Source organism: Streptomyces kanamyceticus, assembly GCF_008704495.1.
GTDB lineage: Bacteria > Actinomycetota > Actinomycetes > Streptomycetales > Streptomycetaceae > Streptomyces > Streptomyces kanamyceticus.
Genome location: NZ_CP023699.1, coordinates 4,109,861 through 4,135,139, shown reverse-complemented (window position 1 = coordinate 4,135,139; position 25,279 = coordinate 4,109,861). Strand labels below are relative to the sequence as shown.

Sequence of the window (25,279 nt, the reverse complement as noted above, 5' to 3'; positions counted from 1 at the left end):
CAGGCGCTGAGCCGTCGAGCGAGGGCTGAGCCGCTGAGTAGGCGCTGAGCCTTTGCGGCCGCCGCGTCGGGGTGCTCTGATGGATCGCCGTGAGCCATCCCCCGGAGCACCCCCGCCCCATGTCGTCGGACGAGCAGCCCCGCCAGGCCATCGAGACCGTCTTCCGCATGGAGTCGCCGCGCGTCATCGCGGGCGTCGCACGGATCGTGCGGGACGTCGGCATCGCCGAGGAACTGGCCCAGGACGCCCTGGTGGCCGCCCTCGAACAGTGGCCCGAACAGGGCGTGCCCGACAACCCGGGCGCCTGGCTGATGACCGCCGCCAAGCACCGCGCCATCGACCTCGTACGCCGCCGCGAGCGCTACGCCCGCAAGCTCGCCGAGGTCGGCCGCGACCTGGAGAGCGCGCCGCCGCATACCGACGAACCCGCCGACCCCGACGACATCGACGACGACCTCCTGCGCCTCGTCTTCACCGCCTGCCACCCGGTGCTCTCCGCCGAGGCCCGGGTGGCGCTGACCCTGCGGCTGCTCGGCGGCCTGACCACCGCGGAGATCGCGCGCGCGATGCTCGCGCCGGAGCCGACGGTGGCGCAGCGGATCGTGCGGGCCAAGCGCACCCTCGCCACGAAGGGCGTCGCCTTCGAAGTCCCGTACGGGCCCGACAGGGAGGACCGGCTCGGCTCCGTCCTCGAAGTCATCTACCTCATCTTCAACGAGGGGTACGCAGCCACGGCGGGCGACGACTGGCTGCGCCCCGCCCTGTGCGAGGACGCGCTGCGGCTCGCCAGGGTGCTCGCGGGCCTGATGCCCAAGGAGTCCGAAGTCCACGGCCTCGCGGCCCTGTTGGAGCTCCAGGCGTCCCGCTCGGCGGCGCGGACGGGCCCCGCGGGCGAGCCGGTGCTGCTCGCGGACCAGAGCAGGGGCCGCTGGAACCGGATGCTGATCCGGCGCGGATACGCTGCGCTGGCTCAGGCACAGGCCGCTGCTGCGGGCGCGGGGGCCTTGGGGCCGTACGCCCTGCAAGCCGCGATCGCCGCGTGTCACGCCCACGCGCATACGTACGAGGAGACGGACTGGCAGCAGATCGCCGCGCTCTATGGCCTGCTTGCCGCCCGCACCCCGTCCCCGGTGGTCGAGTTGAACCGGGCGGTGGCGGTCTCTCGGGCCGAGGGGCCTGAGGCGGGGTTGGCGCTGGTAGACGCCCTCGGCGCCGAACCAGCGCTGGAGGGGTATCACCTGCTGCCCAGTGTGCGGGGTGACTTGCTTGCCCGGCTCGGTCGGTCGGCCGAGGCTCGCGCGGAGTTCGAGCGGGCGGCGTCGTTGGCCCGCAATGCGCGGGAGCGGGAAATGCTTCTGGCTCGGGCCGCCGACTGTTGAGACCTTCGCTGCGGGCTCGCTGTGGCTGGGCGCGCAGTTCCCCGCGCCCCTGAAGGCCCCTGCGGGGCCCCTCACGGGGCTCACCCCACCGGATGGCCGATCAGCATCGTCGGGGCGCCTGCCACCCGGGTCATGAAGACCGTCGCCGAGTTCTTTCCCTGCGGCTTCACCTTGCGGCGCAGTTCCTCCGGTTCGACCGCCGAGCCGCGCTTCTTCACGGTCAGGATGCCGACCTCGCGCTCCCGCAGCAGGGCCTTCAACTTCTTTACGCCGAAGGGGAGTTGGTCGGTGATCTCGTACGCCACCGCGTACGGGGTCGGGTGCAGCGCGTCGGACGTGACGTACGCGATGGTCTCGTCGATCAGGCCGCCCTCCACCCGCGCGGCCACCTCCGCGACCAGGTGCGCGCGGATGACCGCGCCGTCCGGCTCGTACAGATAGCGCCCGACGGGGCGGACGGGCGGGTCGGGCAGCATCGCGTCGAGCGAGGACCACAGGCTCGCGCCGCCCGGCAGCAGCGTCGCGCGGTGCGAGGCGGGGGCGTCCGTGCCGAACCACAGCACCGCCTCCTTCACGTCGCCGCCGTCCGAGATCCACTCCGCCGCGGCCTCGGCGGGTACCGCCTCGTGCGGGATGCCGGGCGCGATCTTCAGCGCGGCGCGCGGCGCGTCGAGCGCGGCGGCGACCGCCCAGGACAGCGGCGGTGAGTACGCCTCGGGGTCGAAGATCCGGCCACGTCCGCCCCTGCGCGCCGGGTCCACGAACACCGCGTCGTACGCGGACGTGTCCACCTCGGTGACATCCGCCTCGCGGACCTCGATCAGCTCGGCGAGCCCCAGTGCCTCGGCGTTGGCGCGGGCGACGGCGCAGGTCAGCGGGTCCCGGTCGACGGCGAGCACGGAGATGCCCGCCCGCGCGAGGGCGATCGCGTCGCCGCCGATGCCGCAGCAGAGGTCGGCGAGGGACCGTACGCCGAGCGTCTTGAAGCTCTCGGCGCGGTGCGCGGCGACGGAGGCGCGCGTGGACTGCTCGACGCCGTTGGGCGTGAAGAACATCCGGGCCGCGTCCCGCGCGCCGAACTTCGCCGCGGCCCGCTGCCGCAGGCGCGCCTGCGCGAGGGCCGCGGAGACCAGCGGGGCCGGGTGTTCGCGGCGCAGCCGGGTCGCGGCGGCGAGCTCCTGCGCGGGCTGCACGTCCCGCACCTCGTCGAGCAGGGCCAGGCCCGCGTCGGTGCGCAGGGCGGCGAAGGCGGCGAGGGGGTTGCCGAGAGGGTCGCCGGGGTCGGTCTCGTGGCCGCTCGGCGTGTTCGGGTCGTTCACCTGCCCCATTGTGGGCCAGTCGGTGGATGGTGCGCGGCCGGTGGCGGTGTCGGCCCTTCGGCAGGTCCTTGAGCTGCGAGGATCCGGCGCCATGCAACTAGTACGACAAACGGAAGAATCCGCCAGAAGGCGGAAGAATCAGACGAGGGCCGCCGTCGCGGTGATCACGGTCGTCGCGATCGCGTCGGGCTGCGCCGTCGGGGGCGAATCCGACACCGTCGAACCGGCCCACGGCCAGCAGCCGCTCCAGGCCCCGCCCGCCCGCGCCCTCGACTCCTACGCCAAGCGGCTCGGCGCGGCCCAGGCCGCGCGGGTCGCTGCGGCCAAGCGCTGGGGCCTGGCGAAGACCCCGCTCGCGGCGCCCCCCGCCCCCGCGGCCAAGCCGCACATCACCACCCGCAAGGGCTTCGAGGTCAAGGGCCAGTCGAGCCTGCCGCCCGTCTTCACGACGATCCCGACCACGGAGAAGGTCGTCTTCCTGACCATCGACGACGGCGCCGAGAAGGACCCGGCGCTGCTGCGGATGATGAGCGACCTGAAGCTCCCGTACACCGCGTTCCTCAGTGACTACCTGGTCAAGGAGGACTACGCGTACTTCAAGAAGATGCAGTCCCGCGGCATCACCCTGAACAACCACACCCTCAACCACCGCTACCTGCCCGGACTCTCCTACGAGGCGCAGCGCCGCGAGATCTGCGGCATGCAGGACGTCATCGCGAAGCGCTACGGCAAACGGCCCGAACTCTTCCGCCCGCCGTACGGCAACTACAACCAGGACTCCCTGCGCGCCGCCAAGTCCTGTGGCATCAAGGCGGTGCCGCTGTGGGCGTCGGAGGCGTTCGCCGACCACATGGAGTGGCGCGAGTGGGACCGGGACCTGCATCCCGGAGACATCATCCTCACGCACTTCCGGGGCCGCGCGGACTGGAAGGGCACGATGCCCGACATGGTCCGCAAGGTCATGAAGACGGTCACGGACAAGGGGTACGCGGTGGCCAGGCTGGAGGACTACCTGTGACCCCCCGGGCGCGAGCGCGCCGCCGCCTCCTGGCCGGGGCCCTGCTGTGCGGCGTACTCGCGCCCACGCTCCTCACGGGCTGCGCGGAATCGGTGGACCCGATCGAGAGGCTCGGGCGGAAGGCGGCCCAGAAGGTACCGCGTAAACCGGGCACGAAGGGGGAGCCCGGCGCTCCCCGCTGTGGGCAGGCGTTCCGCAGGGCGGAACGGGTGGGCACAGCCCCACCTGCCGACCCGGCGAAAACGGGGCGCCCACGAATCGCCGACAAGGAACCCCCGGCCCACAAGAAGCGTTGCGACAACAGGGAGCACCACTCCAAGCCCCGCTAAAGCCAGACGCAGTCGATTGGCACTCCGCTTGACCGAGTGCTAATCCCCGTCCTAGTCTCGCTTCTGGCACTCCCCGCTGGAGAGTGCCAACAGCGACGGGCAGGTCCGGCACCCGCGACGACGGATCCACCTGGTCGCCACCCCAGACTGTTAACCCCGTAGATCTCCGAAGGGGGAGACCGGATCGTGACGACCGCAAGCTCCAAGGTTGCCATCAAGCCGCTCGAGGACCGCATCGTGGTCCAGCCGCTCGACGCCGAGCAGACCACGGCCTCCGGCCTGGTCATTCCGGACACCGCGAAGGAGAAGCCCCAGGAGGGTGCTGTCCTCGCCGTGGGCCCGGGCCGCTTCGAGAACGGCGAGCGCCTGCCGCTCGACGTCAAGGTCGGCGACGTCGTGCTGTACAGCAAGTACGGCGGCACCGAGGTGAAGTACAACGGCGACGAGTACCTCGTCCTCTCGGCTCGCGACGTGCTCGCGATCGTCGAGAAGTAGTTCACCCCGAAGCAGAAGCATTGCTTTGAGCTGCGCCCCTGGTCACCCCGCTGAAGCCGGGCGGCGAGGGGCGCAGTTCGTTCACCCGAGTTTTCGAGAGGGCTGAATCGCTCCCATGGCGAAGATCCTTAAGTTCGACGAGGACGCCCGTCGCGCCCTTGAGCGCGGCGTCAACAAGCTTGCCGACACGGTCAAGGTGACGATCGGCCCCCGTGGCCGCAACGTCGTCATCGACAAGAAGTTCGGCGCCCCGACCATCACCAACGACGGCGTCACCATCGCCCGTGAGGTCGAGGTCGAGGACCCGTACGAGAACCTCGGCGCGCAGCTGGTGAAGGAGGTGGCGACCAAGACCAACGACATCGCGGGTGACGGCACCACCACCGCCACCGTGCTCGCCCAGGCCCTGGTCAAGGAGGGTCTGCGCAACGTCGCCGCGGGCGCCTCCCCGGCCGCCCTGAAGAAGGGCATCGACGCCGCCGTCGCGGCCGTCTCCGAGGAGCTCCTCGCCACCGCCCGTCCGATCGACGACAAGGCCGACATCGCGGCCGTCGCCGGTCTGTCGGCCCAGGACCCGCAGGTCGGCGAGCTCATCGCCGAGGCGATGGACAAGGTCGGCAAGGACGGTGTCATCACCGTCGAGGAGTCCAACACCTTCGGCCTGGAGCTCGACTTCACCGAGGGCATGGCCTTCGACAAGGGCTACCTGTCGCCGTACATGGTGTCCGACCAGGAGCGTATGGAGGCCGTCCTCGACGACCCGTACATCCTGATCCACCAGGGCAAGATCTCCTCCATCCAGGACCTCCTGCCGCTGCTCGAGAAGGTCATCCAGGCCAACGCCTCGAAGCCGCTCCTGATCATCGCCGAGGACGTCGAGGGCGAGGCCCTCTCGACCCTGGTCGTGAACAAGATCCGCGGCACCTTCAACGCCGTCGCGGTGAAGGCTCCCGGCTTCGGCGACCGCCGCAAGGCCATGCTCGGTGACATCGCCACCCTCACCGGCGGCACCGTCATCGCCGAAGAGGTCGGCCTCAAGATCGACCAGGTCGGTCTCGACGTGCTGGGCACCGCCCGCCGCGTCACGATCACCAAGGACGACACGACGATCGTCGACGGCGGCGGCAACAAGGCCGACGTCGAGGGCCGCGTCTCGCAGATCAAGGCCGAGATCGACGCCACGGACTCCGACTGGGACCGCGAGAAGCTCCAGGAGCGCCTCGCGAAGCTGGCCGGCGGCGTGTGCGTGATCAAGGTCGGCGCCGCCACCGAGGTGGAGCTCAAGGAGAAGAAGCACCGTCTGGAGGACGCCATCTCCGCGACCCGCGCCGCGGTCGAGGAGGGCATCGTCTCCGGTGGTGGCTCCGCTCTGGTGCACGCCGTCAAGGTCCTCGAGGGCAACCTCGGCAAGGAGGGCGACGAGGCCACCGGTGTCGCCGTCGTCCGCCGCGCCGCCGTCGAGCCGCTGCGCTGGATCGCCGAGAACGCGGGCCTCGAGGGCTACGTCATCACCTCGAAGGTCGCCGAGCTCGACAAGGGCTTCGGCTTCAACGCCGCGACCGGTGAGTACGGCGACCTGGTCAAGGCCGGTCTCCTCGACCCGGTCAAGGTCACCCGCTCCGCCCTGGAGAACGCCGCGTCCATCGCGTCGCTGCTCCTGACGACCGAGACCCTGGTCGTCGAGAAGCCGGCCGAGGAAGAGGGCGACGCTGGCGCTGGGCACGGGCACGGTCACTCTCACTGACCGCTGCGCTCGGCTTGAACGGTGACTGAGGCCCGGCTCCCTTTACGGGGGCCGGGCCTCAGTCCGTTTTCGGGGGCGCGTCTGCCGGGTTGCGGCTCGTCGCCGACTGCGGGTTTCGTCGTGGCTGATCGCGCAGTTCCCCGCGCCCCTGACGGGGCGCCCCGTCAGGGGCGCGTTTAGGGGCGCGGGGAACTGCGCGAGGACGGACCACGACCCGCAGTCGGCGACGATCAGCAACCCGGCAGACGCCCCCGCCCAAGCCCTCGCAGAGTTACCGCGGTCCGTACTTACGCCCAGTGCGCGACGTCACCCCACCGAGCAGCGACCTAGGCGTCACCTTCGCCACGCCCATCAGTGCCTTGTAGCGCGGGTCCGGGATGGACAGGGACTTGCCCCGGGCCAGGTCGGCCAGTGCCGTCGCGACCAGTTTGTCCGCGTCGAGCCACATCCACTTGGGGATGTTGGACGTGCCCATTCCGGCGCGCTCGTGGAACTCGGTCCGCACCAGGCCCGGGCAGAGCGCCATCAGTCGTACGCCCGAGCCCGCCAGGTCCTTCGCCGCGCCCTGGGTGAACTGCGCGACCCACGCCTTGGACGCGCCGTACGTCCCGCGCGGTACGAACGCCGCCACCGACGCGACGTTCACCACCCCGCCCCTGCCGCGCCCCCGCATCGACTCCACCGCCGCCGACGTCAGCCGGAGCACCGCCTCGCAGTGCACCTTGAGCATGATGAGCTCGTCGCTCATCGGGACGTCCAAGTACTTGCCCTTGTTGCCGAAGCCGGCGTTGTTGATCAGCAGGTCGACGGGTTCCCTGGGGCGCGAGAGACGCTCCTCGACGGACTCGATGCCCTTGTCCGTGGAGAGGTCCGCGGTCAGCACCTCCGCCTCGATGCCGTGCCGGTCGTGCAGCTCGGTCGCCTGCTCCCGCAGCCGCTTCGTGTCGCGCGCCACCAGGACGAGGTTGTGCCCGTCAGCCGCGAGCCGCCGCGCGAAGGCGGCGCCGATGCCGGCGGTCGATCCCGTAATCAGAGCCGTAGTCATGGCCCCAGGCTAGTGATCCCGAGGGCCCCGGCGTCACGCGTCCGGTGCGCCGTACTTCTCGACGTACTCGCGTGCGTTCGCCACCGTCTCCGGGTGCAGCGCGTCAGCGGCGTCCAGCATCCGCGGCAGCAGCGACCGCTCCGTCGTGACGGCCCGGAAGTGCAGGGCGACGGTGACCTCGTGAGCCGGCCGGTGCACGATCTCGACCGGGTCGCCCGCCCGGATCTCGCCCGGCTCGATCACTCGCAGATACGCTCCGGGGACACCGTGCCGGGTGAACCGCTTGACCCACCCCTTCTCGTCCAGGTGCCCCTGGAACGTACGGCAGGGGATGCGGCTGCTCGTCACTTCGAGGAGCGGACCGGAGCCGATCCGCCAGCGCTCGCCGATCCGCGCGCCGCTCACGTCGATCCCGGACGTCGTGACGTTCTCGCCGAAGCCGCCGTTGGCCAGCGGCCGCCCGAGGAGGTCCTGCCAGACGTCGAGGTCCTCGCGCGCGAAGGCGTACACCGCCTGGTCGTGTCCGCCGTGGTGGCGCAGGTTGCCGATCTCGTCGCCGACGAGTCCGCTCCCGCCGACGCCCTTCACCCCCGGCGCCGTCACCAGGACGGATTCGTCCGTCGGCTTCTTGTCGATCCCGGTGAGGCCGTGCGAGGCGTCGGTGTACTCGACGGCCGTGCGGCGGCCCAGATTTACGGAGAGCAGCTTCATGACAGGAAGGTTAGGCGAGCCCGTCCCAAAGCCGCGATGCAATATTTCGCGACATGTCCAAGCGTCGCTTATGCTCGAAGCATGATCGAGGCCCGTCATCTCCGTGTCCTGCGAGCCGTTGCCGCCACCGGCTCCTTCTCGGCGGCGGCGCGCGAGCTCGGCTGCACCCAGCCCGCCGTGAGCCAGCAGATGAAGGCACTCGAATCCTCGGCGGGCACCCCGCTGCTGATCCGCACCGGCCGCGAGATGCGTCTGACGCAGGCCGGAGACGCCCTGGTCAGGCATGCCGCGGGCATCCTCGCCGGGCTCACCGCCGCGGAGGAGGAGGTCGCCGCCATCGCGGGCCTGCGCGCGGGCCGGGTCCGGCTCGTCTCCTTCCCCAGCGGCAGTTCGACGCTCGTGCCCTGCGCCCTCGCGGCACTGCGCGCGGAGCACCCGGGCACCCGCGTCTCGCTCGTGGAGGCCGAGCCGCCGCGCTCCGTGGAGATGCTGCGCGAGGGCGACTGCGACGTGGCCCTCGCCTTCCGGTACGAAGGGGCGACCGCGGCGGAGGAGTGGGACGACCTCGTCGTACGACCGCTGCTCGCGGACCGTCTCGTCGGGCTCGTGCCCGAGGGGCACCGGCTCGCCGCCGCCGCGTCGGTCACCATCGGTGAGTTCGCCGACGAGTCGTGGATCGCGGGCTGCCCGCGCTGTCGCAGGCAGCTGGTGGAGGTCTGCGAGGGCGCGGGCTTCGTGCCCCGCATCGACTTCGCGACCGACGACTACCCGGCGGTGATCGGTCTGGTCGGCGCGGGCCTCGGGGTCGCGGTGCTGCCCGAGCTCGCCATCGAGTCGGTGCGCCCCAAGGGTGCCCGCACCGTGACGGTCGAGCCGGCCGTGCGGCGCGAGATCGTCGCGCTCACACTGCCTGATCTGGCCCAGGTGCCGGCCGTCGCCGCCACGCTGGACCACCTGGCGCGGGCCGCCGCCCGCTGATCGTTCGTACGTACGCGGACGTGGTCGTGCGCGTGACTCGTACGTGTCAGACGTATCAGAGGAAACGTTCCTTCATCGGTGTGACGCGGCGGCCGTCGTGGCCGACGCCGTGACCAGGCGGTTGCGGGCGCGCCCCATGAGCTCCTCGCGCTCGTCCTCGGTCAGTCCGCCCCATACGCCGTAGGGCTCGCGCACCGCGAGTGCGTGCGCGGCGCACTCCGCGCGCACCGGGCACCGCATGCAGACCTCCTTGGCGGAGTTCTCGCGTGCGCTGCGCGCCGCGCCCCGCTCGCCCTCCGGGTGGAAGAAGAGCGAGCTGTCGACCCCGCGGCAGGCCGCGAGGAGCTGCCAGTCCCAGAGATCTGCGTTCGGTCCGGGAAGGCGGGAGAAATCTGCCATTGCTGGTCCCCTTGAAGCCGTTTTGACGCGGATACGGTGCCCATGACCGTACATCTACTGTCTAAGGAGATGAAAATATGACTCATTGCGAATCTAGCCACAGACACCAGGAAAAGGGAAGAAAAGGCGCTAAATGGGGCATAGCTTGTGATGAAAGGTTGAGGGTCTCTTGCGCTGTCTGCGCTGTGTCCGCGCCCTCACGTAGAGTGCCGAACGTGGCCGATCGCCCCGTAACTCTTTCGGGTGACCGTCGTTGAGAGTGCGAGGCGGTTGAAAGAACAAGCGCTCGGGCAGGTGTCCGAGAGCGTCAACCGCACAGGTGACGAATATGTACCAGCCTGGAGGCTCAAGGTGACGCGCAGCAGCTGTGAGAGCCGCGGAGGACAGTCATGACATCCGTCCTCGTCTGCGACGACTCCCCGCTTGCCCGAGAGGCGCTCCGCCGCGCGGTCGCGACCGTGCCCGGTGTCGAGCGTGTGACGACGGCAGCCAACGGCGAGGAAGTCCTCCGCCGCTGGGGTGCCGACCGCTCGGACCTGATTCTGATGGACGTACGCATGCCCGGTCTGGGCGGCGTGGAGACCGTCCGGCGGCTGCTGTCCGCCGACCCCGGTGCGCGCATCATCATGCTCACCGTCGCCGAGGACCTGGACGGTGTCGCGCTCGCGGTCGCCGCCGGTGCCCGCGGCTATCTGCACAAGGACGCCTCGCGCGCCGAACTGCGGGCGACGGTGACCCAGGCGCTCGCCGATCCGACCTGGCGGCTCGCCCCGCGCAGACTGCGTTCGGCCGAGATGGGCGCCGCGCCCACGCTCACCGCGCGGGAGATCCAGGTGCTCGAGGGCATGAGCCACGGCCGCTCCAACGCGGAGATCGGGCGCGAGCTCTTCCTCTCCGAGGACACCGTGAAGACGCACGCCAGGCGGCTCTTCAAGAAGCTCGGCGCCTCGGACCGGGCGCATGCAGTGGCGCTCGGTTTCCGCTGGGGCCTGGTCCGCTGAATGTGTCGCCGCGGGGGCATGGCGAGCCCCGCCCGCCGGGTGGTGGGCGGGGTGACGGATGCCCGTCGCGCCCCGCATCGGGAGCGATTGCTGTCGCTTCGCCGCCGATGCCGCATCCTTGAGGTGTGGAGTTCCTCGGGGACGAGTCGATCGAGCGGGAGGGGAGGGCGCAGGAGATGACTTCCGGCGCGCCTGCTCATAACGCTTCAGTGCACAACTACGGACGCGGTGCGACGGATCAGTCGCCGTCAAGGCACCATGGACCGATGCGCGATGACAAGACGACGGTGATCGGTGCCCTCGTCCTTCGCGCGGTCGAGGGTGACGAGCAGGCCACGCACGATCTCCTGGCACACGTGCACCCGCTGGCGCTGCGGTATTGCCGTACGCGGCTCTCCCGCCTGCCGGGTGACGCACGGCACTTCGTGGAGGATCTGGCGCAGGAAGTGTGCGTCGCCGTGCTGCTCGCGCTGCCGCGCTACAAGGACACGGGGCGCCCCTTCGAGGCGTTCGTCTTCGCGATCGCCGCACACAAGGTGGCCGATCTGCAGCGTGCCGCGATGCGCCATCCCGGATCGACCGCGGTGCCTTCGGACGAGATGCCGGAGCGGCCCGACGATTCGCTCGGTCCCGAGGAGCGTGCCCTGCTCAGCAGCGATGCGGAGTGGGCCAAGAAGCTCATGGCCAACCTTCCGGAGAACCAGCGGGAGCTGCTGCTGCTCAGGATCGCCGTCGGGCTCACGGCGGAGGAGACCGGGCAGATGTTGGGGATGTCACCCGGGGCGGTTCGTGTGGCCCAGCACCGGGCGCTGAGTCGTCTGCGGGCGCTGGCCGAGCAGTAGCAGGAACGCGTGAACGTACGACGTACGAACGTACAAAGCTTGCCGATGATCTTGATCGTGGAATGAGACACCCTCGGATCCCGTTAGCATGGACATCCGCACCGATCAAGGCCATCTGGGGAAGGTGTCATGACTGCAAACGTCGACGGAGTGCCCGGAAAATTCGCGACGCTCGGGCTGACCTACGACGACGTGCTGCTGCTGCCGGGCGCGTCGGACATGGCGCCCGACCAGATCGACACTTCCTCGCTCATCTCGAAGAACGTGCGAGTGAACGTCCCGCTGCTGTCGGCCGCGATGGACAAGGTCACCGAGTCCCGCATGGCGATCGCCATGGCGCGGCAGGGTGGCGTCGGCGTGCTGCACCGCAACCTCTCCATCGCCGACCAGGCCAACCAGGTCGACCTGGTGAAGCGCTCCGAGTCCGGCATGGTCACCGACCCGATCACGGTGCACCCGGACGCGACGCTGGCCGAGGCCGACGCGATCTGCGCGAAGTTCCGCATCAGCGGCGTCCCGGTGACCGACCCGGCGGGCAAGCTGCTCGGCATCGTCACCAACCGTGACATGGCCTTCGAGTCGGACCGCTCGCGCCAGGTGCGCGAGGTCATGACGCCGATGCCGCTCGTCACCGGCAAGGTCGGCATCTCCGGCGTGGACGCCATGGAGCTGCTGCGCCGCCACAAGATCGAGAAGCTTCCGCTGGTCGACGACGCGGGCATCCTCAAGGGCCTCATCACGGTCAAGGACTTCGTGAAGGCCGAGAAGTACCCGAACGCCGCCAAGGACGCGGAGGGCCGCCTCCTGGTGGGCGCCGCCGTCGGCGTCGCGGGTGACGCGTTCGAGCGTGCCCAGGCGCTGGTCGCCGCGGGCGTCGACTTCATCGTCGTCGACACCGCGCACGGCCACTCCCGCCTGGTCGGCGACATGGTCGCCAAGATCAAGTCCGACGCCCCCGGCATCGACGTGATCGGCGGCAACATCGCCACGCGGGACGGCGCGCAGTCCCTGATCGACGCCGGTGTCGACGGCATCAAGGTGGGCGTCGGACCCGGCTCCATCTGTACGACGCGCGTCGTCGCCGGTATCGGCGTACCGCAGGTAACGGCCATCTACGAAGCGTCGCTCGCCGCCAAGGAGGCCGGTGTCCCGGTCATCGGCGACGGTGGCCTGCAGTACTCCGGAGACATCGCCAAGGCGCTCGTCGCCGGTGCGGACACGGTCATGCTGGGCTCGCTGCTCGCCGGCTGCGAGGAGTCCCCGGGGGAGCTGATGTTCATCAACGGCAAGCAGTTCAAGTCGTACCGCGGCATGGGCTCGCTGGGCGCGATGCAGACCCGCGGCGAGCAGAAGTCCTTCTCCAAGGACCGCTACTTCCAGGAGGGCGTCGCCTCCGACGAGAAGCTGGTTCCCGAGGGCATCGAGGGGCAGGTGCCCTACCGCGGCCCGCTCTCGGCCGTCGTGCACCAGCTGGTGGGCGGCCTGCGCCAGTCGATGTTCTACGTCGGCGGACGCACCGTCCCCGACCTCCAGGCCAACGGCCGTTTCGTACGCATCACGTCCGCGGGCCTCAAGGAGAGCCACCCGCACGACATCCAGATGACGGTCGAGGCGCCGAACTACAGCCGTAGCAAGTAGCCTCCTGGCTCCACGCGCGCGTGGAAGGGGCGGCCCCGGATGACCGGGGCCGCCCCTTCCACGCGTGTCGGGGATACTGGACAGGCAGACCAAGAGGGAAAGGCCCCACAACGTGACAGAGATCGAGATCGGGCGCGGCAAGCGCGGCCGCCGCGCGTACGCGTTCGACGACATCGCCGTCGTACCGAGCCGGCGCACCCGCGACCCGAAGGAGGTCTCGATCGCGTGGCAGATCGACGCCTACCGCTTCGAGCTGCCCTTCCTGGCCGCCCCCATGGACTCGGTCGTCTCGCCTGCGACCGCCATCCGCATCGGTGAGCTCGGCGGCCTCGGCGTGCTGAACCTCGAGGGCCTGTGGACGCGGCACGAGGACCCGCAGCCGCTGCTCGACGAGATCGCCGAGCTGGACGCGGAGAACGCGACCCGGAGGCTCCAGGAGATCTACTCCGCGCCGATCCAGGCCGACCTCATCGGGCGCCGCATCAAGGAGGTGCGCGACTCGGGTGTCGTCACCGCCGCCGCGCTCTCCCCGCAGCGCACCGCCGAGTTCTCCAAGGCCGTCGTGGACGCGGGCGTCGACATCTTCGTGATCCGCGGCACCACGGTCTCCGCCGAGCACGTCTCCGGTGCCGCCGAGCCGCTGAACCTGAAGCAGTTCATCTACGAGCTGGACGTCCCGGTCATCGTCGGCGGCTGCGCCACGTACACCGCCGCCCTGCACCTGATGCGCACCGGCGCCGCGGGCGTCCTGGTCGGCTTCGGCGGCGGCGCCGCGCACACCACGCGCAACGTGCTCGGCATCCAGGTGCCGATGGCCACCGCCGTCGCCGACGTCGCGGCCGCCCGCCGTGACTACATGGACGAGTCCGGCGGCCGGTACGTGCACGTCATCGCCGACGGCGGCGTGGGCTGGTCCGGCGACCTGCCCAAGGCCATCGCGTGCGGCGCCGACTCCGTGATGATGGGCTCCCCGCTGGCCCGCGCCACGGACGCGCCCGGCAAGGGCCACCACTGGGGCATGGAGGCCGTGCACGAGGACGTGCCGCGCGGCAAGAAGGTCGACCTGGGCACGGTCGGTACGACCGAGGAGATCCTCACCGGGCCTTCGCACATCCCGGACGGCTCGATGAACTTCTTCGGAGCGCTGCGCCGCGCGATGGCGACCACGGGCTACAGCGAGCTCAAGGAGTTCCAGCGCGTCGAGGTGACCGTCGCGGACTCGCAGCACAAGCGCTGAGCCGACGCGTCGCTCCGCTTGAGCGGAAAAGGGTCCGGGCCCACCGAAAGGTGGGCCCGGACCCTTTTTCTCTTCGCATGTTTCCGTGGGCCGGTCAGTCCCCGGCCTTCTTGGCGGCGGAGAACGCGGCCGCGCCGCCGACGGCGAGGAAGACGAAGGTGAGGACGTCCTTCTCGTGCTTCCAGACCTGGTTGACCAGGTCGAAGTGGTCGGTGAGGACGGTGAAGAACGAGACGTCGAGGCCCTCGCCGATGGCCATCGCGTACCCGGTGAGCTGGCCCAGGTACACGGCTATCAGGGCGACCACGGCGGAGACGATCGGGAGCGCGGGGTGCCGTCCGCCGACCTTGCCCGCGCAGAACCCGATGATCAGGCCCACAGCGACCGCGGCGTAGCCGATCTCGTGCTCCACGGCCTTCATGATGGCGCCGTAGACACCGGCCGTGACGAACAGCAGGACGATGGCGACGGCCACGCCGAGGCCGACGTTGCCCGTGCGGCCGTGCGGCTGCGGGGCCATCGGGAAGCCGCCCTGCGGAGCGGGCTGCTGCTGCGGGAAGGCGGCGTACGGCTGTTGCTGCTGCGGGGGCTGCTGGCCGTAGGGCTGCTGGCCGTAGGGCTGTTGCGGCGGGTAGGGCTGCTGCTGGCCGTACGGGTTGCCGTCCGGTGGCTGGGGTGGCTGGGTCATTCGGGTCCCCCTGGGGCGTGGTTGCCGTACTGATGTGCGGCAGAAGGGCGGCACAGTAGCAGTCGTGGCCAACGCCCGGGGGAACGCGCCGGTTCACAGCCGGTGTGCGGCGCCCGCCGGGGTCGCTCCCCTGGTGTCCAGGAGGAGTTGGGCCTTCACCGCGAGCCCCTGGAGGTCGTACGTGCGGTGGTGCTGGAGCAGGATCGTGAGGTCGGCGTCGGCGGCCGCCTCGTAGAGGGAGTCGGCGCGCGGGACGGGGCGGCCGAGGATGCTCCAGTTCGGGACGTAAGGGTCGTGGTAGCTGACGGCCGCGCCCATCTCCATCAGGCGCGTCGCCACTTCCTGGGCGGGGGCGCCCTGCTGGTCGGCGAGGTCCGGCTTGTAGGTGACGCCGAGGAGCAGGACACGGGCGCCGCGGGCGGACTTGCCGTGTTCGTTGAGCAGGGTCGCCGAGCGCTGGATGACGTACTGAGGCATGCGGTCGTTGACCTGCTGGGCCAGTTCGACCATGCGCAGGGGGCGGGCGCCGCGGGAGGGGTTGGGGATGTCCAGGGGGACGCCGTGGCCGCCGACGCCGGGCCCGGGGCGGAACGCCTGGAAGCCGAACGGCTTGGTCTCCGCGCAGCGGATGACGTCCCAGAGGTCGATGCCCAGGTCGTGGCAGAGCACCGCCATCTCGTTGACCAGGGCCATGTTCACGTGCCGGTAGTTGGTCTCCAGGAGGTGCACGGTCTCGGCCTCGCGGGGGCCACGCGCGCGTACGACCTTGTCGGTGAGGCGGCCGTAGAAGGCGGCGGCCGACTCCGTGCAGGCCGGGGTGAGGCCGCCGATGACCTTGGGGGTGCCCGCGTAGCCGTGCAGCCGGTTGCCCGGGTCGAGGCGGCCGGGGGAGTACGCGAGGTGGAAGTCGCGGCCCGCGCGCAGGCCCGATCCCTGTTCGAGGATGGGACGGAGGAATTCCTCCGTGCTCCCCGGGTACGCGGGGGACTCGAGGATCACCGTGGTGTGCGGGCGCAGTCGCGCGGCCAGGGCGCGGGCGGCGTCGGCCACCTGGGTCAGGTCGAGCGAGCGGTCCGCGGCCGCCGGTGTGGGGGCGCAGATGACCGCGGTACGGACCCGGCCGAGCTCGACCGGGTTGGTGGTCGGCCGGAAGCCCCCCGAGAGCATCCGGCGGACGTCGGCCGCGGTGAGGGTGCCCTCGGCGCCGTCGCAGGGCAGCCTGCCGCCCGCCAGGTCGGCGGCGCGGGCGGGGTCGTAGCCGATGGTCGCGATGCGGGCGGCGACGGCGGCCTGGGCGAGGGGCAGGCCGAGGTGGCCGAGACCGATGACAGCGAGATCTGCGGGCATGGCGGTGGGCCGTCCTCCCAATAGCCGGACCGGGACGAGTGCGCAAGCCCTGTGGACAAGGCGGACCAGCGCAATGTCAGACTAGGAGTAAATATGACCGATATGTGGCATTGCCCGGCCCCGAAGTCCGGAGTGTTGTCCACAGGTCGCGGCGGCGATCAGCGGGCGCGGCGGAAATCTGGGCATGATGTGAGTCCGACCACACCCGATCGCAACGGGAGGCAGCGGTGAGGACAGCGACACTGGGGCCGGCGGAGCGTGCCGAGTCACTTGCGGGAATGGCCGACCGGGAGCTGGACATCCTGGTCGTGGGCGCGGGGGTGGTCGGCGCGGGTACGGCACTCGACGCGGTCACCCGCGGCCTGTCCACCGGCCTGGTCGAGGCCAGGGACTGGGCGTCCGGCACATCGAGCCGGTCGAGCAAGCTGATCCACGGCGGCCTGCGCTATCTGGAGATGCTCGACTTCGCGCTCGTGCGGGAGGCGCTGAAGGAGCGCGGACTCCTCCTTGAGCGGCTCGCCCCGCACCTGGTGAAGCCGGTGCCGTTCCTCTACCCCTTGCAGCACAAGGGCTGGGAGCGGTTGTACGCGGGATCGGGCGTCGCGCTCTACGACGCCATGTCGATGTCGCGCGGACACGGCCGAGGACTGCCCACGCACCGCCACCTGACCCGACGTCACGCGCTGCGCGTCGCCCCGTGCCTGAAGAAGGACGCCCTGGTCGGGGCGATGCAGTACTACGACGCGCAGATGGACGACGCCCGCTACGTGGCGACACTGGTGCGCACAGCGGCGGCGTACGGAGCGAAGGTCGCCAACCGGGCCAAGGTCACCGGCTTCCTGCGCGAGGGCGAGCGCGTGGTCGGCGCCCGCGTGCAGGACGTGGAAGGGGGCGGGGAGTACGAGATCAGGGCCAAGCAGATCGTGAACGCCACCGGTGTGTGGACGGACGACACGCAGGCCATGGTCGGCGAGCGGGGACAGTTCCACGTCAGGGCGTCCAAGGGCATCCACCTCGTGGTGCCCAAGGACCGGATCAACTCCACGACCGGCCTGATCCTGCGGACCGAGAAGAGCGTCCTGTTCGTCATCCCGTGGGGGCGGCACTGGATCGTGGGCACGACCGACACGGACTGGGACCTCGACAAGGCGCATCCGGCCGCGTCCAGCGCCGACATCGACTACCTGCTCGAGCACGTGAACTCGGTGCTCGCGGTGCCGCTCTCGCGGGACGACGTCCAGGGGGTGTACGCGGGGCTGCGGCCGCTGCTCGCCGGGGAGTCGGACGCCACGAGCAAGCTGTCGCGCGAGCACACGGTCGCGCATCCGGCGCCCGGCCTCGTGGTCGTCGCGGGCGGCAAGTACACGACGTACCGCGTGATGGCCAAGGACGCCGTGGACGAGGCGGTGCACGGTCTGGACCAGCGCGTCGCCGACTGCGTCACGGAGGACGTCCCGCTGGTCGGCGCCGAGGGGTACAAGGCGATGTGGAACGCGCGCGCCAGGATCGCCGCGCGGACGGGTCTTCATGTGGTGCGCGTGGAGCACCTGTTGAACCGGTATGGCTCGCTGGCCGAGGAAGTCCTCGACCTGGTCACCGCCGACCCCACGCTCGGCGCGGTGCTGCAGGGAGCGGACGACTATCTGCGCGCCGAGGTGGTGTACGCGGCCTCGCACGAGGGCGCGAGGCACCTGGACGACGTGCTGACGCGGCGCACGCGCATCTCGATCGAGACCTTCGACCGGGGCACGCGCAGCGCCCGCGAGTGCGCCGAACTGATGGCGACCGTCCTGGGCTGGGACAAGGACCAGATCGAGCGGGAGGTACAGCACTACGAGAAGCGGGTGGAGGCCGAGCGGGAGTCGCAGCGGCAGCCGGACGACCTGACCGCGGACGCGGCGCGGCTCGGCGCGCCGGACATCGTGCCGCTCAACTGACGGTCGGGGGACGGGGGGACGGGGGGCGCGGCCTTGCCTCGGCCGGTGAGCAGCGGAAGAGTGACGTCCAAGGCCGGATTCACGAGCCCTGACGGGTCGGCCCTTCCACCGCGGAGGGCCGCCACGAGGAGGACGGCCGACAGCGTGCGCGGTTTCGGCACGTCGGGCCCCTCCTTGTGCGCGGTCCCTCATGAGGGACCCTGGACCCTGGGCGTAAGGCGGTCCTTGAGTAAGGGACAATGAAGGCTCTGTCAGGGCGGGTTGCGCGGGTAGCAGCGGTAGCAGCAGAGGGGACGCATGTCGGACGCGGAGCAGACGGGTGAGGCCCGTCGGGACAAGAGCGAACGTCTCCTCGCCGGCCGGTACCGGCTGGGAGAGGTGCTCGGCCGCGGTGGCATGGGCACTGTGTGGCGCGCCAAGGACGAGACGCTTGGCCGTACGGTCGCGGTGAAGGAGCTGCGGTTCCCATCGAGCATCGACGAGGAGGAGAAGCGGCGGCTCATCACGCGGACGCTGCGCGAGGCCAAGGCGATCGCGCGGATCCGCAACACCAGCGCCGTGACCGTCTACGACGTGGTCGACGAGGACGACCGGCCGTGGATCGTGATGGAGTTGGTCGAGGGCAAGTCGCTCGCGGAAGCGATCCGCGAGGACGGTCTTCTGACGCCGCGTCGGGCGGCCGAGGTCGGGCTCGCCGTGCTCGACGTCCTGCGCTCCGCGCACCGCGAGGGAATCCTGCACCGTGACGTGAAGCCGTCGAACGTGCTGATCGCGGAGGACGGCCGGGTCGTCCTGACCGACTTCGGCATCGCGCAGGTCGAGGGCGACCCGTCGATCACGTCCACCGGCATGCTCGTCGGCGCGCCGTCGTACATCTCGCCGGAGCGGGCGCGCGGGCACAAGCCGGGTCCCGCGGCCGACATGTGGTCGCTCGGCGGCCTGCTGTACGCGGCGGTGGAGGGCGTGCCGCCGTACGACAAGGGGTCGGCGATCGCGACCCTCACCGCGGTGATGACCGAGGACGTGGAACAGCCGCAGAACGCCGGTCCGTTGGAGAAGGTCATCTACGGCCTGCTCGCCAAGGACCCGGAGCAGCGGCTCGACGACGTGGGGGCGCGGGCGCTCCTGATCGACGTGATCCACGCGCCGGAGCCCAAGGCGGAGCCGGAGCCGGTCGAGGCGACCAAGGTGGTGCCGCTGCCGCCCGTTCCGGGCAAGAGGGGACTGGGCAAGAAGGGGCTGGGCAAGGGCTCGGGGAAGGGTCCGGGTAAGGGTTCGGGCAGAGGGCCGGGGAGGAAGGGGCTCGGCGGATCGGGCGCCGCCGGTTCTGCCGCGGCTTCCTCTGCCGCGGCGTCTGCCGCTTCTCCTACTGCTTCCCCTTCCGCTTCCCCTTCTGCTTCTGCTTCTTCTTCCGCCCCTCCGGTCCCTTCCGCTCCTCCCGCTGTTCCTGCCGGTCCTCCCGCGTCTTCCGCCGGCGTCGGCGCGGCCGGGTCCTCCGGGACGCTCGGTGGGCGCAAGGCCGAGGAGGCCGCCGACCGGGTGAAGGGGGCGCTGCGTTCGGTCCGCAAGGCCGCCGCCTCGGCGACCGCCCGGGGTACGGGTACCGGCGCGGGCGGCACCGCCGTGCCGCCGCCTCCGGGAGCCTCGCCGCGGGCGCCGGTCAAGGCGTCGCTCACCGATGTGGTGCCGCGCAGGACCCTGGTGATCGCTTCCGTGGTCGCCGTGCTCGCGGTCCTCGGGACGGTGCTCGCCTTCGCGCTCGGCGGCGACGACAAGGGCTCCGACAAGGACAGCAAGGGCGGCGACAAGGCCGCTTCCAGCGGGGCGACGGCCGGTGACGGTGCCAAGGAGTCCGAGAAGGGGTCCGACAAGGGCACCGGTACCGGCGACGACAAGGGCGCCGGCGCGGAATCGGACAAGGGCGACGACCCGGGCAAGGGCGACGCCAAGGACAAGGACGAGGACGAGAAGAAGAACAAGGGCAAGAAGCCGGGGGACGGCGCCGCGTCGACGTACAAGCACGGCCAGGGCTTCTCCATAGGCCTGCCCAAGGGCTGGAAGTACCAGTCCACGGGCAGCGCGGGCGCGCGCTTCACCGGGCCGAACGGGCAGAAGCTGCTCGTCGGTTGGACCACCACTCCCAAGGACAACCCGGTGGCCGACTGGAAGAGCCAGGAGAACTACATGGTGCGCTCCCAGTACGACCGGATCCGGATAGAGAAGGTGGACTACCGGGACTGGAACACGGCTGACTGGGAATTCACCTATGCCGACGGCGGCACCAAGTACCGGTCGATAGACCGTGGCTTCGTCGTCAACGGCGGGCTGGGCTACGGAATGATGTACACGGCCAAGGCCGACGACTGGGGGAGCGCGGAGCGCAAGGGCGCCTGGCGGACCTTCACGAAGACGTTCGAGCCGAAGTCCTGAGATCTCCGGTCCCCTCAATGCGGTTCGCGCAAGGCACGTATCGTGAGTGCCTGCGGACCGTACGCCACCGCAACAAGCCGTAAGACGAACGGAATTGACCGCCGGGCGGGACGGGGGATGCGTCGTGGAGGACTATGCGGGACGGGTGCTCGCCGACCGCTACCGCCTGCCGCTGCCGCCTTCGGATGAGTACGAGCTCGCCGAGTCGCGTGCGTTCGACACGTACAGCGGTCAGGAAGTCCTGGTCAGGCAGGTGCCGTTGCCCGAGATCGTCGAGGCGGAAGTGCTCGACGAGGAGGTGCCGCACGATCTGCCCGCGGGGTTCGTGCCGCGGGCGGGGGCGACGGCCGGGAGCGGCGTGCGGCGGGCATCGGCGCGTACGACGCGCAGTCCCACGGATCCCGCGGTCCGCCGCGCCATGGAGGCGGCGCAGTCCGCCGCGCAGATACCGGACCATCCGCGGCTCGACCAGGTCTTCGACGTGTTCGCCGAGGGCGGCTCGCTGTGGATAGTGAGCGAGTTGGTGGCGGCGAGGCCGCTGGCCGCGCTGCTCGCCGACCAGCCGCTGAGTCCGTACCGGGCGGCGGAGGTCGCGGCGGACGTGCTCGCCGCGCTGCGGGTCCTTCACGGACACGGCTGGGTGCACCGGAACATCACCGCGCGCACGGTGTTGATATGCGATGACGGCCGGGTGATGCTGACGGGCCTCGCGGCGGGCGCGGCCGAGGAGGCGCTGTGCGGGTACGACCCGCGCCCCGAGGAGGAGGGCGAGGCGACCGGTTCGGCCGGGTCCGTCGGGAACGTCGCCGCGTACGGGAGCGGGGGCGGGGGCGAGGGCGGGTTCGGGGACGGGTTAGGGGAGCCGGACCAGGGCGGGGACGAGGGCTGGAGCGGGGACGGGAGCGGGGACGGAAGCGGGCGGTCAGGGAGCCGAGGGCTGCCCTTGTACCGGGACCAGATCGGGTATCCCGGCCAGGATCGGGGCCAGGACCAAGGACAGGATCTCGGCCAGGAACAGGGGCAGCGGCAGGGGCATCGCGGCCGGGGCCGGTCCGGGGACGTGGAGATCGAGCCAGCCCCGGAGTCCGCGGGGCTGCCGCCGGGTGACGCGCGGGCCGCGCGGGCCGGGGCCATCGCGGCGTACCGCGCGGGGGCACGGGCCGCGGCGCGGCTGGACGACGAAGAGCCTTCCGTGCCCGGACGGATCTCGGATCCCTATGGGGTCGCGGGCGTCGCGAAACCCTGGCACGGGGCGGTGCCGCGGCACCGTAACCAGGGGGCCGCGCAGGACAGTTCTCAGGGCATTTCCCCTGAGCGCGCGTACGAGTCCGGGTACGAGTCCGGGTACGAGTCTGGATACGAATCCGGCCCACTGACCCCCGAACCTCTGCCCTCCGAGCCGCCGACGCCTGCCCCCCTGGCCCCCGACGCCACCGCCCGCCGCGGCCCCACCACCGCGCTCGCCGCCGAGCGCGCCCGGCACGCGCGCATGGTCGTCGTCGGAGCCGTCACCGAGCGCTGGGCGCCCGAGCAGGCCGGGCCCGTCCACGAGAACTGGCAGCTCGCCGCGCCCATCGGACCCGCCACCGACCTGTGGGCACTCGGTGCCCTGCTCTTCCGTGCGGTGCAGGGGCACGCGCCGTACCCGGAGGACAGTACGACCGAGCTCGTGCAGATGGTGTGCGCGGAGCCGCCCGCCTTCGCCGAGGAGTGCGGGCCGCTGCGGCCCGTCGTCGAGTCGCTGCTGCGCCAGGACCCGACCGACCGGCTCGACTTCGAGGAGCTGGGCGGCTGGCTGCGCTCGCTGGTGCGGTCGGCGCCGGAGCCGGAGGCGGGGGCGCACGTCGTGCCGGTGCCGCCGTACGACGCGGGCAGGCTGCCCGTCGTACGGCGCCGTGGCGAGGTCGTGCGCAAGCGGCGGTCCGCCGTGCCCGCCACCACCGGGCAGGAGCACGGTCGGCACAAGCACAAGCGAGGCAGGGGCAGAGGTCAGGGCAAGGAGGTCAAGGCCGCCCGGGCACCGCGGGCGCCCCGGGAGGCCAGGGCGCCCAAGGAGGCTCGGCTGAGCGAGACCCGGCTGCGGGAGACAGGCCCGCGCAGGTCGAGGCCGGGCGCGCCGCGGCCCGGCAGCGGGGCGCGGCCCCGTTCGCTCGGGCGGCTGCTGCTGATCGCCATCCTGGTGGGGCTCGTCGCGGCCGTCGCGTACGCCATGTTGTTCATGCCCAAGTCTGGTGACCGCACCTCGGACGGGCGCACCGGCTCGGCGGGTGAGGTCAGTTCGGGGCCGGGCACGGACGGTGGCGACGACAAGCCGGACGGGCGGCCGAGCGACGGGGAGAAGCCGGACGGCAAGCCCAAGGACAAGCCGACCAGGACCAAGAACCCCGGCTCGCAGGAGCCGCAGACCACCGACCCCGATCTGCCCCGCGGGTTCGCGCTGCGCAAGGACACCGAGGGTTTCCGGGTCGCCGTCGCCAGCGGCTGGGACCGGGAGCCCAAGAACGGCCGGGGGCAGGTCCTTTACACGCACGGTGACTTCGAGCTGCTCCTGGTCCCGGGGCGGGACGGCACGGACAGCTACGGCAGCGACCCGATGAAGTACCAGCGCGAGCACGAGCGCGAGTTGCAGCCCTTCCGCGACTCGTCGTGGGCGACGTCCAGCGGGATGCGGCGGATCGACGTCGGCGGGCGGGCCATGGCCGAGGGGCAGTTCACCTGGCAGGACGCCGAGGGCCGCGAGGTCTTCGTACGCAATCTCGCGATGGTGGTCGGCGGGAAGTACCACGTGGTGCAGGTGCGCGGTCCCGAGGCGGAGCGGGACGAGGTGACGCGGCTGTACGAGCAGGCGTCGACCACCTATCAAGTCGTCGGCTGAGTCCGCGTCGACCACCCGCCGAGCTCCGGCGCGGCTGCCGTGGGGCAGATTTCGGCCACGCTCCGATAGCCCCTCTGACCAGCATGGAACATCCACGACATGCGTCACAGTGCGGTCTCCGTGGACCCCCGGCGGTTCCCTGCACGGGCTTCCCTCCTTAACCTGGGCCTGTCAAGACCATTGCGGGGGAACGTGAATCAGATGCAGGGCCTGCTCCTCGCGGGCCGCTACCGACTCGGTGAGTCCATCGGCCGCGGTGGCATGGGACGGGTGTGGCGCGCGCAGGACGAGGTGCTGCACCGTGCCGTCGCCGTCAAGGAACTGACGGCCGCGCAGTTCGTGCAGGAGGCCGACCGCGCGGTCCTCTTCGCGCGCACCCAGACCGAGGCGCGGGCCGCCGCCCGGATCAACCATCCCGCGGTCGTCACCGTCCACGACGTGGTGCAGTACGACGACCGGCCCTGGATCGTGATGGAGCTGGTCGTGGGGCGCTCGCTCGCGGACGCCGTCAAGGACGACGGCCGCGTCGACCCCGTCGAGGCCGCCCGCATCGGCCTGTGGACCCTGAAGGCGCTGCGCGCCGCGCACGCCGCCGGAGTCCTGCACCGCGACGTCAAGCCCGGCAACGTCCTGCTCGCCGACGACCGGCGCATCCTGCTCACCGACTTCGGGATCGCCGCGATCGAGGGCGACTCGACGATCACGCGGACCGGCGAGGTCGTGGGCTCCGTCGACTATCTGGCGCCCGAGCGGGTCAGCGGCGCCAACCCCGGGCCCGCGTCCGACTTGTGGGCGCTCGGCGCCACGCTGTACACGGCGGTCGAGGGCAACTCCCCGTTCCGGCGCACCTCGCCGCTCGGCACCATGCAGGCCGTGGTCACCGAGGAGCCGTCGCCGCCCGAGCACGCGGGGGCCCTCGCGCCGATCATCAGCGCGCTCCTGAGCAAGGACCCGGCGGCCAGGCCGAGCGCGGAGGACGCCGAGGCGATGCTGGCCGAGGCGGCGGAGGGGCGCAGGCCGCACCAGGCGCAGGCGTACGTGCCGACGCAGGTGCATCCGTCCGCAGGGACGCCCGGGGGAACCTCCGCCGGAACATCCGCCGGGACGTACGGGCAGGGGCAGACGCCCACCGCGTACGGGCAGGGGCAGACCTCGACCGCGCATCCGCAGCAGCAACAGGGCCACGGGCACACCGTCGTCGGCGGCACGGGCTCCGACGGTGCCTCCTCGCGCGAGCGGCGCCGCTGGCCCGCGCGCATCGCCCTCGTCGTGGTGGCCGCGCTGCTCGGCGGCGCCGGTGTCTTCGGCTATCTGCACTACGCGGACGAGGGTTCGGGCGCGGGAGCCGGGGCAGGGGCGGACGACGGCGGTCCGGGTACGGACGTGGGCGGCATCCCCAAGGAGTGGAAGCGGGTGAACGACCCGGCGGGCTTCAGCCTGCGACTGCCCAAGAACTGGAACCGCGAGGTCGACGGCAGCCAGATCGACTACACGCCCGACGGCGGCCGCCGCTTCCTGCGCATAGGCGTCGACAGGGCTCCGACGTTCGACAGCCCCTACACGCACCAGCTGGCCCTGGAGAAGGGCCTGCGGGTCAAGCTCCCCGCGTACAAACGGCTCGATCTGAACTCCAACACCTTCCGCGACCGGCCGGGCGCGCTGTGGCAGTTCAGCTGGACGGCGGGTGCCAACGACACGACCGCGGGGCCGCGCAGGGCCATCTCGCAGACCTACATCAGCCGGGACGGCGTCGAGTACGCGATCTACATGTCGGCGCCCGCACAGGGCTGGGAAACCACCCGGGAGCAGTTCGACGCGATGCTGCAGGGGTGGCGGGAGCGCAAGGTGAACTGAGCGGCCGGATCAG

19 protein-coding genes are annotated in these 25,279 nt (G+C 71.2%); 13 read left to right on the top strand and 6 right to left on the bottom strand.

What is annotated here, in order from left to right; all coding sequences use genetic code 11:
• Positions 1-119: 119 nt before the first annotated feature.
• On the top strand, positions 120-1,379 hold the full coding sequence (locus tag CP970_RS16965) for an RNA polymerase sigma factor (RefSeq protein ID WP_055555630.1): 1,260 nt from the start codon (positions 120-122) through the stop codon (positions 1,377-1,379).
• Positions 1,380-1,459: 80 nt separating this feature from the next.
• On the opposite strand, the gene CP970_RS16960 is transcribed toward CP970_RS16965, so the two are convergent.
• Positions 1,460-2,707, bottom strand: coding sequence for a THUMP-like domain-containing protein (locus tag CP970_RS16960; RefSeq protein WP_150493507.1), 1,248 nt, complete (start codon positions 2,705-2,707; stop codon positions 1,460-1,462).
• A gap of 82 nt (positions 2,708-2,789) precedes the next feature.
• Between CP970_RS16960 and CP970_RS16955 the strand changes: the two genes are divergently transcribed.
• The 3 genes from CP970_RS16955 to groL all read left to right on the top strand — a co-directional run bounded on the left by CP970_RS16955 (position 2,790) and on the right by groL (position 6,284).
• Complete coding sequence (locus CP970_RS16955) at positions 2,790-3,716, top strand: polysaccharide deacetylase family protein (protein ID WP_150493505.1); 927 nt, start codon at positions 2,790-2,792, stop codon at positions 3,714-3,716.
• A gap of 515 nt (positions 3,717-4,231) precedes the next feature.
• Entirely contained in the window at positions 4,232-4,540 is a 309-nt protein-coding gene (gene groES, locus CP970_RS16945) for a co-chaperone GroES (RefSeq protein ID WP_006347174.1), read from the top strand.
• Between the two features lie 115 nt (positions 4,541-4,655).
• On the top strand, positions 4,656-6,284 hold the full coding sequence (groL, locus tag CP970_RS16940; protein ID WP_055549847.1) for a chaperonin GroEL: 1,629 nt from the start codon (positions 4,656-4,658) through the stop codon (positions 6,282-6,284).
• A 271-nt stretch (positions 6,285-6,555) separates the two neighbouring features.
• Here groL and CP970_RS16935 read toward each other — a convergent pair whose 3' ends face one another.
• Together CP970_RS16935 and CP970_RS16930 are read right to left on the bottom strand one after the other, a co-directional pair.
• Entirely contained in the window at positions 6,556-7,329 is a 774-nt protein-coding gene (locus CP970_RS16935; RefSeq protein WP_055549850.1) for an SDR family NAD(P)-dependent oxidoreductase, read from the bottom strand.
• 33 nt (positions 7,330-7,362) lie between these two features.
• Positions 7,363-8,040 carry an MOSC domain-containing protein gene (locus tag CP970_RS16930; RefSeq protein ID WP_055549851.1) on the bottom strand — a complete coding sequence of 226 codons (678 nt, stop codon included), beginning with the start codon at positions 8,038-8,040 and terminating at the stop codon, positions 7,363-7,365.
• An 81-nt stretch (positions 8,041-8,121) separates the two neighbouring features.
• Between CP970_RS16930 and CP970_RS16925 the strand changes: the two genes are divergently transcribed.
• Positions 8,122-9,018, top strand: a complete 897-nt coding sequence (locus CP970_RS16925; RefSeq protein ID WP_055549853.1) for a LysR family transcriptional regulator — start codon at positions 8,122-8,124, stop codon at positions 9,016-9,018.
• A gap of 72 nt (positions 9,019-9,090) precedes the next feature.
• On the opposite strand, the gene CP970_RS16920 is transcribed toward CP970_RS16925, so the two are convergent.
• Positions 9,091-9,417 carry a WhiB family transcriptional regulator gene (locus tag CP970_RS16920; RefSeq protein ID WP_055549854.1) on the bottom strand — a complete coding sequence of 109 codons (327 nt, stop codon included), beginning with the start codon at positions 9,415-9,417 and terminating at the stop codon, positions 9,091-9,093.
• 389 nt (positions 9,418-9,806) lie between these two features.
• Here CP970_RS16920 and CP970_RS16915 point away from each other — a divergent pair, with 389 nt between their 5' ends.
• The 4 genes from CP970_RS16915 to CP970_RS16900 all read left to right on the top strand — a co-directional run bounded on the left by CP970_RS16915 (position 9,807) and on the right by CP970_RS16900 (position 14,135).
• On the top strand, positions 9,807-10,418 hold the full coding sequence (locus CP970_RS16915) for a response regulator transcription factor (RefSeq protein ID WP_003948568.1): 612 nt from the start codon (positions 9,807-9,809) through the stop codon (positions 10,416-10,418).
• Between the two features lie 266 nt (positions 10,419-10,684).
• Positions 10,685-11,260, top strand: a complete 576-nt coding sequence (locus CP970_RS16910; protein WP_055549856.1) for a sigma-70 family RNA polymerase sigma factor — start codon at positions 10,685-10,687, stop codon at positions 11,258-11,260.
• Positions 11,261-11,389: 129 nt separating this feature from the next.
• On the top strand, positions 11,390-12,898 hold the full coding sequence (guaB, locus tag CP970_RS16905) for an IMP dehydrogenase (RefSeq protein WP_055549858.1): 1,509 nt from the start codon (positions 11,390-11,392) through the stop codon (positions 12,896-12,898).
• A 112-nt stretch (positions 12,899-13,010) separates the two neighbouring features.
• Positions 13,011-14,135, top strand: coding sequence for a GuaB3 family IMP dehydrogenase-related protein (locus CP970_RS16900; RefSeq protein ID WP_055549860.1), 1,125 nt, complete (start codon positions 13,011-13,013; stop codon positions 14,133-14,135).
• 94 nt (positions 14,136-14,229) lie between these two features.
• On the opposite strand, the gene CP970_RS16895 is transcribed toward CP970_RS16900, so the two are convergent.
• A complete protein-coding gene (locus CP970_RS16895; RefSeq protein ID WP_055549862.1) occupies positions 14,230-14,823 on the bottom strand; it encodes a hypothetical protein in 594 nt (197 codons plus the stop codon).
• Positions 14,824-14,916: 93 nt separating this feature from the next.
• Positions 14,917-16,170: a nucleotide sugar dehydrogenase gene (locus tag CP970_RS16890; RefSeq protein WP_150493503.1), complete on the bottom strand. Its 1,254-nt coding sequence runs from the start codon at positions 16,168-16,170 to the stop codon at positions 14,917-14,919.
• Between the two features lie 227 nt (positions 16,171-16,397).
• Here CP970_RS16890 and CP970_RS16885 point away from each other — a divergent pair, with 227 nt between their 5' ends.
• The 4 genes from CP970_RS16885 to CP970_RS16870 all read left to right on the top strand — a co-directional run bounded on the left by CP970_RS16885 (position 16,398) and on the right by CP970_RS16870 (position 25,266).
• Entirely contained in the window at positions 16,398-18,107 is a 1,710-nt protein-coding gene (locus CP970_RS16885) for a glycerol-3-phosphate dehydrogenase/oxidase (protein ID WP_079043985.1), read from the top strand.
• A gap of 297 nt (positions 18,108-18,404) precedes the next feature.
• On the top strand, positions 18,405-20,537 hold the full coding sequence (locus tag CP970_RS16880; RefSeq protein WP_055555251.1) for a serine/threonine-protein kinase: 2,133 nt from the start codon (positions 18,405-18,407) through the stop codon (positions 20,535-20,537).
• 124 nt (positions 20,538-20,661) lie between these two features.
• Positions 20,662-23,412, top strand: a complete 2,751-nt coding sequence (locus CP970_RS16875) for a protein kinase (protein ID WP_150493501.1) — start codon at positions 20,662-20,664, stop codon at positions 23,410-23,412.
• A gap of 201 nt (positions 23,413-23,613) precedes the next feature.
• Positions 23,614-25,266: a serine/threonine-protein kinase gene (locus tag CP970_RS16870; protein ID WP_055544679.1), complete on the top strand. Its 1,653-nt coding sequence runs from the start codon at positions 23,614-23,616 to the stop codon at positions 25,264-25,266.
• The last annotated feature ends 13 nt before the right edge of the window (positions 25,267-25,279 follow it).

What these genes read in the sequence shown, in the direction of transcription:
- CP970_RS16965 (WP_055555630.1), top strand. Translation starts at nt 120, where the DNA reads ATGTCGTCGGACGAGCAGCCCCGCCAGGCCATCGAGACCGTCTTCCGC.
- CP970_RS16960 (WP_150493507.1), bottom strand. Translation starts at nt 2,707, where the DNA reads ATGGGGCAGGTGAACGACCCGAACACGCCGAGCGGCCACGAGACCGAC.
- CP970_RS16955 (WP_150493505.1), top strand. Translation starts at nt 2,790, where the DNA reads ATGCAACTAGTACGACAAACGGAAGAATCCGCCAGAAGGCGGAAGAAT.
- groL (WP_055549847.1), top strand. Translation starts at nt 4,656, where the DNA reads ATGGCGAAGATCCTTAAGTTCGACGAGGACGCCCGTCGCGCCCTTGAG.
- CP970_RS16935 (WP_055549850.1), bottom strand. Translation starts at nt 7,329, where the DNA reads ATGACTACGGCTCTGATTACGGGATCGACCGCCGGCATCGGCGCCGCC.
- CP970_RS16930 (WP_055549851.1), bottom strand. Translation starts at nt 8,040, where the DNA reads ATGAAGCTGCTCTCCGTAAATCTGGGCCGCCGCACGGCCGTCGAGTAC.
- CP970_RS16925 (WP_055549853.1), top strand. Translation starts at nt 8,122, where the DNA reads ATGATCGAGGCCCGTCATCTCCGTGTCCTGCGAGCCGTTGCCGCCACC.
- CP970_RS16920 (WP_055549854.1), bottom strand. Translation starts at nt 9,417, where the DNA reads ATGGCAGATTTCTCCCGCCTTCCCGGACCGAACGCAGATCTCTGGGAC.
- CP970_RS16915 (WP_003948568.1), top strand. Translation starts at nt 9,807, where the DNA reads ATGACATCCGTCCTCGTCTGCGACGACTCCCCGCTTGCCCGAGAGGCG.
- CP970_RS16910 (WP_055549856.1), top strand. Translation starts at nt 10,685, where the DNA reads ATGCGCGATGACAAGACGACGGTGATCGGTGCCCTCGTCCTTCGCGCG.
- guaB (WP_055549858.1), top strand. Translation starts at nt 11,390, where the DNA reads ATGACTGCAAACGTCGACGGAGTGCCCGGAAAATTCGCGACGCTCGGG.
- CP970_RS16895 (WP_055549862.1), bottom strand. Translation starts at nt 14,823, where the DNA reads ATGACCCAGCCACCCCAGCCACCGGACGGCAACCCGTACGGCCAGCAG.
- CP970_RS16890 (WP_150493503.1), bottom strand. Translation starts at nt 16,170, where the DNA reads ATGCCCGCAGATCTCGCTGTCATCGGTCTCGGCCACCTCGGCCTGCCC.
- CP970_RS16880 (WP_055555251.1), top strand. Translation starts at nt 18,405, where the DNA reads ATGTCGGACGCGGAGCAGACGGGTGAGGCCCGTCGGGACAAGAGCGAA.
- CP970_RS16870 (WP_055544679.1), top strand. Translation starts at nt 23,614, where the DNA reads ATGCAGGGCCTGCTCCTCGCGGGCCGCTACCGACTCGGTGAGTCCATC.